Raw genomic sequence first — 10,930 nt, 5'->3', positions numbered from 1 at the left:
GTGTGAGGGGCGCCGAGGTCGGGGGTGTGAGGGGCGCCGAGGTCGGGGGTGTGAGGGGCGCCGAGGTCGGGGGTGTGAGGGGCGCCGAGGTCGGGGGTGTGAGGGGCGCCGAGGTCGGGGGTGTGAGGGGCGCCGAGGTCGGGGGTGTGAGAGGCGCCGAGGTCAGGGGCGTGAGGAGCGCCGAGGTGAGAGGCGTCGGGGCGGGGAGAAGCGTCGGGACGGGAAGAGGCGTGAGAAGCGCCGAGGTCGGCTGCCGGGTTGCGGCGGATGGCGAAGCGGGCCACGCTCACCGCCCCCGTGAAGCCCAGGATGGACAGCACCGCGAGCACCGGCAGCACGGTGGCGTCGCGGGAGAAGGCGGCCTCCGTGGCCAGAGCCATGACGATGACCGCGAGCAGCACGTCGGTGGCGACTATCCGGTCGAGCACCGACGGGCCGCGCACGATGCGGAGCAGCGCGAGTCCGGCGCCGATGGCGAGCAGGGTGGTGACCACCACCGCGACGACGGTCATGCGGGGACCTCCTCGATGATGCGGCGCTCGGCGGCGGAGCCGAAGGCCTGGATGATCCGGCTTTCCAGGTCCAGCACGTCCTGCCGGAACTGTTCGACCGACGCGGGGTCGGTGACGTTCAGGACGTGGACGTAGAGGATTCCGCGTTTGCGGTCCACGTCGACGATCAGGCTGCCGGGCACCAGCGACAACGCCTCCGCCGTCAGGGTCAGGCCCAGGTCGGACGGGCAGCGCAGCGGGACGGCGATGACCGCGCTGCGCGGCGTGTGCCCGAACCGGAACGCCAGCGCCGCCACCTGCGCGCTGGCCAGCACCATGTCGCGGAGAAAACGCAAAATAAAGCGCAGCACGCCGTACGGGTGGATCCGCCCGGCATAGGTGACCGGCGGCAGCGGAAACACCATCAGCACGACGACCGCCACCACCGCACCGCCCACGATGGTCAGCGGCGTGAACGAGCCCCACAGCAGCACCCAGATCACGGTCAGGCCGAGCGCCGCCACGCCGCGGTCGCGCCATCGTCCGTTGGTCACGGCGTCTCCCCTCCGAAGACGGACTGCACGTAGGCCGTGCGTTCCTGCAACGACTCGGCCGCCTGATCACCGACCTCGAACAACGGCCCGGCCACGAACGTCAGCGCCGCCCCGAAGACGACCAGCGCCAGCGTCGGCGCGACCATCAGCGCGGGGAGCCGGCCCGGCTTCATCGACTTGGGCGGCGTACGCCAGAACGCGAGGTTCCAGACGCGAGCCACCGCGTACAGGGTGAGCAGGCTGGTCAGGATGCCGCCGGCGACGAGCATCCAGGCCAGCACGCCGCCGTCGGCCACCCCGGCCTGCACGAGGCCGAGCTTGCCGATGAACCCGGAGAACGGCGGGATGCCGGCCAGGTTGAGCGCGGGCACCAGGAACAGCACGGCCAGCACGGGGGAGAGCTTGGCCAGCCCGCCCAGTTTGTCGAGGGCCGTGCTGCCGCCGCGATGCTCGATCAAGCCGGCCGCCAGGAACAGCGTGGTCTGGATGGTGATGTGGTGGACCACGTAGAAGATCGCGCTGGCCAGCCCCAGCTGGGTCGTCAGCCCCACCCCGAAGAGCAGGTAGCCGATGTGGCTGATCAGCGTGAACGACAGCAACCGTTTGATGTCGGACTGTGCGACCGCGCCCAGGATGCCGATCACCATCGTCAGCAGTCCGGTGATCAGCAGCACGACTGCGGCCCTTCCACCCGGGAAGAGCAGCGTCTCCGTACGGATGATGGCGTACACGCCGACCTTGGTCAGCAGCCCCGCGAAGACCGCCGTGACCGGGGCCGGGGCGGTGGGGTAGCTGTCGGGCAGCCACGACGACAGCGGGAACACGGCCGCCTTGATGCCGAACGCCAGCAGCAGCATGCCCTGCAGGATCAGCCGCAGGCCGTCGGGCAGCGCATCCAGCCGCTCGACGAGCTGGGCCAGATTCAGCGTGCCCGTGGCCGCGTAGATGAGCCCGATCGCGGTCAGGAAGATCACCGAGGACAGGAGCGAGACCACCACGTACGTGGAACCGGCGCGGATCCTGTTCTCGGTGCCCCCGATCGTCAGCAGCACGTAGCTGGCCACGAGCAGGATCTCGAATCCGACGTACAGGTTGAACAGGTCGCCGGCGAGGAACGCGTTCGTCACGCCGGCCGTCAGCACCAGGTATGTCGGGTGGTAGACGGACAGCGGCGTCTCCTCGTGCCCGTCGGCCATGCCCTGCCCGATCGAGTAGACGAGCACGCACAGCGTCACGGCCGACGAGACGACCAGCATCAGCGCGGCGAGCTGGTCGGCGATGAGCACGATGCCCAGCGGCGCCTCCCACCCGCCGACGGCCACCACCAGCGACCCGTCGGTGGTCGAGAAGTAGAGAAGCGCGCACGAGACGAGCAGCGTGGCGGTGAGCACGGTGAGGCTGACCGTCCGCTGCGCCCGCGGCTTGCCCGCCATCATCAGGGTGAGTGCCGCGCCCAGCAGCGGCATGACGACGGGGAGGGGAACGAGAAAGGTCATGGAGTGGCCTCGTGATCGGTGTCGTCGGTGCCGGAGCCCTCGTCGCGCTCGGCGAGTTGCATGATCCGGCGGTCCTCGACGTCGTCCTGCACCTCGTCGTGCCCGGACATCGCCCAGCTGCGGTAGGCCAGGGCCAGCAGGAAGGCGGTCATCCCCAGCGTGATCACGATCGCGGTCAGGATCATGATCTGGGGCAGCGGGTCGGCCATCTCCTCCTCCGGGCCGAGGCCGACGATCGGCGGCGTCCCCGCCTTGCCGCCCAGCAGGATCAGCAGGTTCACCCCGTTGCCGAGCAGGATCATGCCCATCAGCACACGGGTCAGGCTGCGTTCGAGCACCATCGAGACGCCCGCGGCGAACAGCACGCCGATCACGACGATGTAGACCAGGTTCGGAGTCATTTACACCGGCTCCTTCTGTCGTTCGAGGGCTCGCCGTTCCTCGCGCGCCGCGACGTCGTGCTGGCGGTCCAGCTCGGCGCCGAGGCTGCGCAGGATCTCGAGCACCAGCGCGACCACGATCAGATAGACGCCGACGTCGAAGAAGGCCGACGTGGCGAAGTGGAGGTGGCCGAGCACGGGAATGGTCAGATCGACGAGCGCGCTCTGCAGCACCTGGCCACCGGCGACCAGCCCGGCCGCCCCGGTGCCGACCGCGATCAGCAGGCCCGTGCCGAGCAGCAGGCCCGCGTCGACCGGGGCCGCCGCGTTCAGCTCGCGCCGCCCGCCGGCCAGATAACGCGTGGTCAGCGCGAGCCCGGCGACCAGGCCCCCGGCGAACCCGCCGCCGGGCGCGTTGTGCCCCGAGAACAGCAGATACACCGAGAACAGCACGATCGTGTGGAACAGCAGCCGGGCCACCACCTGCAGGATGATCGACTGGCGGCGGGCCTCCGGGTTGTCGGCGGCGCGCATCCACGATCCGTGCCGCGACGTCGCCGTGCCCTGCTCCTTGCGCCGCCGCTGCAGTGCCCCCGAGCGGCGGAAGATCAGGCTGGCCACGCCGGTCGCGGCCACCACGAGCACCGAGATCTCGCCCATCGTGTCCCAGGCGCGGATGTCGACCAGCGCCACGTTGACGATGTTGTGCCCACCCCCGTACGACACCGCGGGCTCGGCGAAGTCGGTCGAGATCGGCGTCGCGATCCGGCCGCCGACCGCCACGTAGGCCATGCCCGCGGCGACCACCCCGGTCGAGACGGCGATGATCGAGCGGATGATCCGGGTCGCCCGCAGCGGCCGGGCCGAGAAACGCACCGGCAGCCGCCGCAGCACCAGCACGAACATGACGATCGTGACGGTCTCGACGAGGAACTGGGTGAGGGCCAGGTCGGGCGCGCCGTGCAGCACGAACATGACGGCGATGCCGTAGCCGCACACGCCGACCAGGATCATCGCGGTCAGGCGGCGGCGGGACCGGGCGGCGACCAGCGCGGCCCCGATCACGACGGCCCCCGCGACCAGCTGCAACGGGCTGTCCCACAGCCTCAGACCGGAAGGCCAGGGCGCGCCGGCCAGCAGCAGCGTGCTGCCGCCGACGATCACCAGCACGAGCAGGATGACGCCGAGCGAGAACGGCAGCGAGCCCCGCTGGGTGGCGCCGGTGAGCTCGACGGCGGCCCGGTCGACCGCGCTCATCAGCTTCGTGTAGACGTCCGCGGCCTGCGGCACCTTCTGCCGGGGCCACGGCCGGCCCCGCCGCTGACCCGCGAACACCAGTCCGCCGATCGCCAGCACCACGGCCGACAGCAGCAGCGGCAACCCGAAGCCGTGCCACAGCGCGAGGTGTTCGGCCGGTCCGGAGAAGAGCTCCGCGTACGGGGTCAGGACGCCGTCCAGCCACGACGCGCCGAGCCCGGCCGCGAGCCCGGTCAGGGCCAGCAGCGCCGCCGGGGCCACAAAACCCCAGCTTGGCGGCGAGAGCTCCACGGGCGCGACCCCGGGCTTGGTGGCGAAGGCACCCCACAAGAACCGCAGCCCGTACGCCACCGTCAGCGCCGAACCGGCGACGAGCGCGAGCAGCACCAGCCGGTCGGCCGCCCCGCCGTGCTCGAAGGCCGCGAACAGCGACTCCTTGCCGACGAACCCGGCCAGCGGCGGCACGCCCATCATCGACGCCACGGCCAGCCCGGCGATCCCGGCCAGCACGGGCGATCGCCGGGCCAGACCGCTCAGGTCGCGCAGGTCCCGCGTACCGGTCTGGCGGTCGATGATGCCGACGACCAGGAACAGGGCCGCCTTGAAGAGGGCGTGCGCGAGCAGCAGGGCCGCCCCGGCCAGCGCGGCCGTGCGCCCGGCGGCGCCGAACGCGACGGTCAGCAGGCCGAGTTGGCTGACAGTGCCGTACGCCAGCAGCAGTTTGAGGTCGTGCTGGCGCATCGCGGCCCAGCCGCCGAGCAGCAGCGTCAGCGCCCCGGCGATCACCGCGATCGGCCGCCACGGACCGGCCTGGGCCAGCAGCGGGCCCATCAGCCCGAGCAGGAAGACGCCGGCCTTGACCATCGACGCCGCGTGCAGATAGGCCGAGGCGGGGGTGGGCGCGGCCATCGCGGCCGGCAGCCAGAAACTGAACGGGAAGATCGCCGACTTGCTCAACGCGCCGGCCAGGATCAGGATCGCCGCCACCGTGCTGCCCTCGGGCAACGGGCCCGCGGCGATCTCCGACCACCGGTACGTGCCCGCGCCGTGACCCAGCATCACGAAGCCGACCAGCATGGCCAGCCCGCCCGCGGTCGTCACCACAAGCGCCTGCATCGCCGCGCGGCGCCCGGCCACCTGCTCGCCCTTGTGCCCGATGAGCAGGTACGAGAAGACGGTCGTGAGCTCCCAGAAGACGTACAGGAGCAAAAGGTCGTCGGAAACCACGAGACCGGTCATGGCGGTCGCGAAACCCAGGAAGGTGCCCGCGAAGCGGCCCAGGGCCGGGTCACCCTGCTCGAAGTAGTGCGCGCAGTAAACGAGCACGATCGCGCCGATGCCGCTGACCACGAGCAGCATCAGCCATGACAGCGTGCCCATGTGCAGCGCCAGATCCATGCCCAGGTGCGGCACCCACGGATAGGTCTCGGTGAGCGGAGCTCGGTTGACGAGGGTCCAGGCGAACGTCGACGCCGGCGCCAGGGCCAGCAGATAGAGGGCGCGGTTGCCGAGGGCCCGCACGAGGAGCGGGGCCAGCAGGGCGGCCGCGGCGTGCAGGATCAGGACGGCGAGCATCACGGTTCGATCAGCCCGGCTCGGATCGCGTACCGGGTCAGCTCTTGCCTGTCCTTGAGACCCAGCTTGGTCAGGATGTTGGACCGGTGGCGCTCGACCGTCTTGACGCTGATGTAGAGCAGTTCGGCGATCTCGCGCGTCGAGTGCCCCTCGGCGACGAGCTTGAGCACCTCCTCCTCGCGCTCGGTGACCGCCCGCGCGGGGATCTCGGCGCCGTTGCTCGCCCGCTCCAGATAGTCGCGGACCAGGGCGGTGACGGCGCCGGGGTAGAGGAACGGCTCGTCGCGCATGGCGGCGTGGCAGGCCTCGACCAGGTCACGGTCGGCCACGGACTTGAGCACGTAACCGGCCGCGCCGACGCGCAGCGCCTCGAAGAAGAACTGCTCGTTGTCGTACATGGTGAGGATCAGGATGCGCACTCCGGGGCAGGTTCGGGTCAGCTCGCGGGCGGCCTGCAGGCCGGTCATCCGCGGCATGGCGATGTCGAGCACCGCGAGGTCGGGCGGGTCGGCGGCCGCCAGGGCCAGGGCCTCGGCGCCGTCGGCGGCCTCACCGATCACCTCGAGATCGGGTTCGCCGTCGAGGATCAGGCGAACCCCCCGCCGTACGAGGGCATGGTCGTCGGCCAGCAGGATGCGGATCATGTCGGCACCCGCAGCCGCACCGAGGTGCCGCCGGTGGTGCCCGATTCGACCGTCAAACCCGCCCCGATCAGTAGTGCCCGTTCTCGCATGCCGCGGATCCCCGCTCCCTCCGCCGCGCCTCGCAGGCCACGGCCGTCATCCCGTACGCACAACTGCAGTTCGTCCTTCTTGTGAGACAGCACCAGATCCACGTGCTGGGCCGCCGAATGCCGGGCGGCGTTGGTCAAGCTCTCCTGCGCGACCCGATAGACCACCAGCTCGACGTCCTTGGGCAGCACCGGCAGCTCGCTGCCGACCTGGCGCCGCACCGACATGCCGGCCGTGGTGAACTCGCCCGCCAGCGCGCGCAGGGCACTGGCCAGCCCCAGCTCGTCGAGCACACCCGGCCGCAACCGGCGGGCGATCCGGCGGATCTCGTCGAGCGCGTTGCGGGTGCTCTCCTGCACCGCCAGCAGCTGGTCGCGCGTCGTCTCGGGGGCCGCCTTGGACACCCGCTTGAGGTCGAGCAGCACGGCCGTCAGCGTCTGGCCGATCTCGTCGTGCAGCTCCTGCGCGATCCGGTGCCGCTCGGCCTCCTGCGCCGACAGGGCCCGCCCGGCGCTCGACGCCCGCTCGGTCTCGAGCCGTTCCAGCATCGAGTTGAACGCGGTGATCAGCGCGGCGATCTCACCCTGGCCCCGGGCGACCAGCCGGATGCCCGGCTTGAGCAGGTCGATCGTGGTCATCACCCGGGTCAGCCGGGCCAGCGGGGCCAGGCCGACGCGCAGCATCACCGCGTTCGCGACCAGGGTCACCGCCGTGCCGGCCAGGATGATGAGCGCCTCGGCCAGCCGGGCGGTCGTCGACACGGTGACCGGGGCGAAGAGCAGCACGAGGGCCGCGACGGTCAGGACCGCCGCGTTCAGCGAGAAGATCCGCCAGAACAGCGACACGCGGGATCACCCGATTCTCAGGTTCACTGGGAAAATGCTTCCCCCTGACCCTGCCCGGCCGCGAGCCGGTTCGCATCGGGTCTGACCCCCACGTGGGGGTTCAGGTCACGTGAGCCGCACCACGCGGGGCAGGGGAGACGCGTGGGGCGCGAGGGGCGGGCGGCGGCGATACTCCTGCGGGCTCACCCCGCGTTCCCGCTTGAAGGCCGTGCTCAGGGCGAACGCGCTGCCGTAACCGACGCGCCGGGCCACCGACTCGAGGGTGGCGTCGCCCTGCCGCAGCAGATCGGCCGCCAGGGTGAGCCGCCAGCTCGTCAGATAGGCCATCGGGGACTCGCCCACGACCTCGGTGAACCGTCGCGCCAGCGAGGCCCGCGACACTCCCGTGCGTCCGGCCAGAGAGGCCACAGTCCACCCGTACGCCGGGTCGTCGTGGATCAGGCGCAGCGCGGGCCCCACCACGGGATCGGTCTGGGCGCGCTGCCAGCCCGGCGCGTCGTCGGCCGGCGCCGCCAGCCAGGACCGCAGCACGCTGACCAGCACGAGGTCGAGCAGCCGGTCGAGCACGAGATCCTGCGCGGGCTCGGTGCCGTTCATCTCGCGGACGAGCAGGTCGATCAGCGAGCTGTCACCCGCCTCGGCCGGCCGGATCAGCAGCCCCGGCAGCGCGTCGAGCATGCGCCGGCTGACCTCGCTGTGCATCTGATACGTCCCGCTGATCATCACGGTCGGCGCGTCCGGGCGGGTGCCCCACGTGCGTACGCCCTGGCCGGTCAGCTTGACCTCGGAGCCGTCGGCCATCTCGCAGCGCTGACCCGGATGGATGATCACCTGCGGGGCGGTGCCGGGGTCGTCGGCCACCACGTACGGCTCCACGCCGTTGACGATCGCCACGTCGCCGGCGCCGATGCGGGCCGGTTCGTGGTCCTGCTTGAGGATCCAGGCGTCGCCGCGCACCATCGTGATCAGCGAGAGCGGCGAGCCGTCCTGGATCCGCAGCGACCACGGCGGATCCAGGACCGAGCGCAGCAGGAACGCGCCGCGGGCCCGGGGGCCGTCGAGCAGGCCGGTCAGCGCGTCCATGCGGACAAACTACAGGTCTGGTGCGGCCTTTCTCGCATACGTTTCGAACGGTGTCGCCGACCGTCCCAGAGCTTCCCGTACGCCGTCAGCGGGCTCGGCGTTGCGGCCGTCGAGGATGCCGCGGAACATGGCGGCGAGCTCGACCGGCAGCCCGGCCTCACGCAGCACGGATTCGTACTCCTCGAAGCTGATCGGGGTGTACTTGATAGCGCGCCCCGTGGCCCGGCTGAGCTCGTCCGCGACCTCGGCGAACGTCAGGCTCGCGGGCCCGGTCAGCTCGTAGTGCCGGCCCCGGTGGCGCGGATCGGTCAGCGCGGCCGCCACCACGTCGGCGATGTCGTCGGCGTCGACGAACGGCTCGGCCACGTCGCCCGCGGGCAGCCGGATGTCGCCGCCTCGCACCGCGTCGGCCAGGAAGTCCTCGCTGAAGTTCTGCGCGAACCACGAGCACGTGACGATCGTCCAGCCCGTGCCGGCGTCCTTCACCCGCTGCTCGGCCCGCTGCGCGAGCGGTTCGCCCCGGCCCGACAGCAGCACCAGCTGCTCGACCCCGTTCGCCGCCGCGAGATCGGCGAACGCCCCGACCTTCTCGGCCGCGCCGGGCAGGCCGAGGTCGGGATAGAAGGTGATGTACACGGCCTGATGGCCCTCGAGCGCCGGCCGCCAGGTCGTCTCGTCGTCCCAGTCGAACCGGGTCGCCGAGGTGCGGGAGGCGATCGTCGCCTTCGCACCGAGCCGCTCGGCCACGCGTCGTCCGGTCTTGCCCGTTCCACCAATGAGTAGCGTCATGCACCTAGTACAGCGGCGCTCATTGAGACTCTGAATGGTTCAGAGCCTCGATCGCATACGCGAAACGCTCAGCGGTCGGTCGCTGCTCGGGGTCCTCGGCGACGTACTCCGCGAAGATGCCGCCGGGCAGCCGGGGGACCGGCCGCTCGGCGCGGGCCCGCAAAATCTCGTCGGGGGTGCCGCCAAGCCACACTGGACGGCCGGTCAGGCACGAGTGCAGCACCAGGGCCAGCGCGTAGACGTCGCTCGCGGGACCGGTCGGTCGGCCGTACAGCTGCTCGGGGGCCAGATAGGCGGGCGTGCCCCAGACCCGGCCGTCGGCGTCGGTCGACGGGCCGCCCGGCTCGGCCGCGAAGCCGAAGTCGAGCAGCTTCGCGCCGCTCGGATCGAGCATGATGTTGGCCGGCTTGACGTCGCGATGCACCAGGTCACGGGCGTGCGCGGCGGCCAGCGCGCGGGCGATGCCGGCGCACACGCTCCTGGTCTGCTCCCACGGCAGCGGGCCGTCGGCGGTCAGGCGTTCGGCCAGGGTCGGGCCCGGCACGAGCTCCATGACCAGGAACGGGCCATCCCTGGTCTCGCCGTAGTCGAGCACTCGCGCGATGTTCGGGTGACTCAGCCGGACGCCGTTGCGGGCCTCCCGCCGTACGGCCGCTCGGTGGTTTTGATTGTGGGCCCGATCGGGGGTGAGCATCTTGACCGCGACCGGCCGTTTGAGCAGGCGGTCGTCGGCCCGGTGCACGACGGCCATCCCGCCGCGGCCGATCGGGCCACCGAGGCGATAACGTCCGGCCAGCAGCGTCACGGGGTTTTGATCGAACGCAGCTTGACTGCGCGGGGGAGTCCGTTCACCACGGCCAGCAGGATGACCAGGGCGCCGACCAGCTTGTCGTTCCAGGCGACCCCCAACTGATCGGCGTAGCCCAGCACGTAGGGTGACGCGGCCAGCCAGGCCCCGGCCAGGGCCGCCGCGCCGCTCAGCAGCAGCGAGCGACGGGGCAGCGCGACCTGGGCCGCGGCCACCGCGAGCAGCACGATCCCGGTCAGCACGTCGTTGATCCAGGGGTAGACGCCGTGATCGATGACGACGGGCGTCACCACCAGCCAGACCCCGGCGACCCCGATGAAAGCGCTCGGTGTGAGCACCAGGTCCCGGCCCAGCCGGCGGGCCACCCGCGTCCGTACGGCTTCGTCGGTAGTCATGAACCCAGCGTTACCCCGGTGGGTGGCGGGTGATGCGCGGCCCCATGACGGTTGCGTGACGATGTCCGGGTGCGCTCGCCGTGCTCGGTGCGCTCGGTGCGCGTAGGGTCGCCTGGTGACGATCTTGCCCGATGGGCTGCTCAAGCTGCTCAATCAAGCCAGCCCCTGCTTCATCGCGACCACCGACCCCGACGGCTCCCCCCAACTGACCGAGACCTGGGTCGGCACGGACGGTGAGCACATCGTGATCAACACGGTCGAGGGCTTCCGGAAGGTCCGCAACGTCGAACGCGACCCCCGGGTCTCGGTGATCGTCACCGACCCCGGCAACGCGGCCGACTACTACTCGATCAAGGGTCACGTGGTCGGGGTGACCCCGTCGGGCGGCGCCGAGCACATCGATGAGCTGGCCCAGAAATACCTCGGCGGCCCGTACCCGTGGTTCGGCGGCCGCGACCAGGTCCGCGTGATCATGACGATCGCCGTGGACAAAATCATCCACGCTCCCTGGGGCTGAGCGCCCGCG

12 protein-coding genes are annotated in these 10,930 nt (G+C 71.2%); 1 reads left to right on the top strand and 11 read right to left on the bottom strand.

Going from position 1 to position 10,930, the window contains the following annotated elements; genetic code table 11:
- The 11 genes from JKJ07_RS52105 to JKJ07_RS43615 all read right to left on the bottom strand — a co-directional run.
- On the bottom strand, positions 1-512 hold a 512-nt coding region (locus JKJ07_RS52105; protein ID WP_202997912.1), incomplete at its 3' end, for a monovalent cation/H+ antiporter complex subunit F.
- Entirely contained in the window at positions 509-1,045 is a 537-nt protein-coding gene (locus tag JKJ07_RS43660) for a Na+/H+ antiporter subunit E (RefSeq protein ID WP_202997911.1), read from the bottom strand. The genes JKJ07_RS43660 and JKJ07_RS52105, both read right to left, overlap by 4 nt.
- Positions 1,042-2,541, bottom strand: coding sequence for a Na+/H+ antiporter subunit D (locus tag JKJ07_RS43655; RefSeq protein ID WP_202997910.1), 1,500 nt, complete (start codon positions 2,539-2,541; stop codon positions 1,042-1,044). The genes JKJ07_RS43660 and JKJ07_RS43655 overlap by 4 nt, the downstream gene beginning before the upstream one ends.
- On the bottom strand, positions 2,538-2,942 hold the full coding sequence (locus JKJ07_RS43650; RefSeq protein ID WP_202997909.1) for a Na(+)/H(+) antiporter subunit C: 405 nt from the start codon (positions 2,940-2,942) through the stop codon (positions 2,538-2,540). Before JKJ07_RS43650 ends, JKJ07_RS43655 begins: the two co-directional genes overlap by 4 nt.
- Positions 2,943-5,753 (bottom strand): Na+/H+ antiporter subunit A, encoded by a 2,811-nt coding sequence (locus tag JKJ07_RS43645; RefSeq protein ID WP_202997908.1) that lies wholly within the window; start codon positions 5,751-5,753, stop codon positions 2,943-2,945.
- Positions 5,753-6,397: a response regulator gene (locus tag JKJ07_RS43640; protein WP_202997907.1), complete on the bottom strand. Its 645-nt coding sequence runs from the start codon at positions 6,395-6,397 to the stop codon at positions 5,753-5,755. Before JKJ07_RS43640 ends, JKJ07_RS43645 begins: the two co-directional genes overlap by 1 nt.
- Positions 6,394-7,329, bottom strand: a complete 936-nt coding sequence (locus tag JKJ07_RS43635) for a sensor histidine kinase (protein ID WP_202997906.1) — start codon at positions 7,327-7,329, stop codon at positions 6,394-6,396. The genes JKJ07_RS43640 and JKJ07_RS43635 overlap by 4 nt, the downstream gene beginning before the upstream one ends.
- Before the next feature lie 105 nt (positions 7,330-7,434).
- Positions 7,435-8,412 (bottom strand): AraC family transcriptional regulator, encoded by a 978-nt coding sequence (locus JKJ07_RS43630; protein ID WP_202997905.1) that lies wholly within the window; start codon positions 8,410-8,412, stop codon positions 7,435-7,437.
- A gap of 9 nt (positions 8,413-8,421) precedes the next feature.
- Positions 8,422-9,201: an NmrA family NAD(P)-binding protein gene (locus JKJ07_RS43625; protein WP_202997904.1), complete on the bottom strand. Its 780-nt coding sequence runs from the start codon at positions 9,199-9,201 to the stop codon at positions 8,422-8,424.
- A gap of 19 nt (positions 9,202-9,220) precedes the next feature.
- On the bottom strand, positions 9,221-10,006 hold the full coding sequence (locus tag JKJ07_RS43620) for a serine/threonine-protein kinase (protein ID WP_202997902.1): 786 nt from the start codon (positions 10,004-10,006) through the stop codon (positions 9,221-9,223).
- A complete protein-coding gene (locus tag JKJ07_RS43615) occupies positions 10,003-10,404 on the bottom strand; it encodes an SPW repeat domain-containing protein (protein WP_202997901.1) in 402 nt (133 codons plus the stop codon). The genes JKJ07_RS43620 and JKJ07_RS43615 overlap by 4 nt, the downstream gene beginning before the upstream one ends.
- Before the next feature lie 115 nt (positions 10,405-10,519).
- Between JKJ07_RS43615 and JKJ07_RS43610 the strand changes: the two genes are divergently transcribed.
- Entirely contained in the window at positions 10,520-10,921 is a 402-nt protein-coding gene (locus JKJ07_RS43610) for a PPOX class F420-dependent oxidoreductase (RefSeq protein ID WP_202997900.1), read from the top strand.
- Positions 10,922-10,930 lie beyond the last annotated feature (9 nt).

Origin of the sequence: Paractinoplanes lichenicola (assembly GCF_016785085.1) — a bacterium.
Classification (GTDB): domain Bacteria; phylum Actinomycetota; class Actinomycetes; order Mycobacteriales; family Micromonosporaceae; genus Actinoplanes; species Actinoplanes lichenicola.
This window is presented reverse-complemented; position numbering and strand designations above follow the sequence as displayed.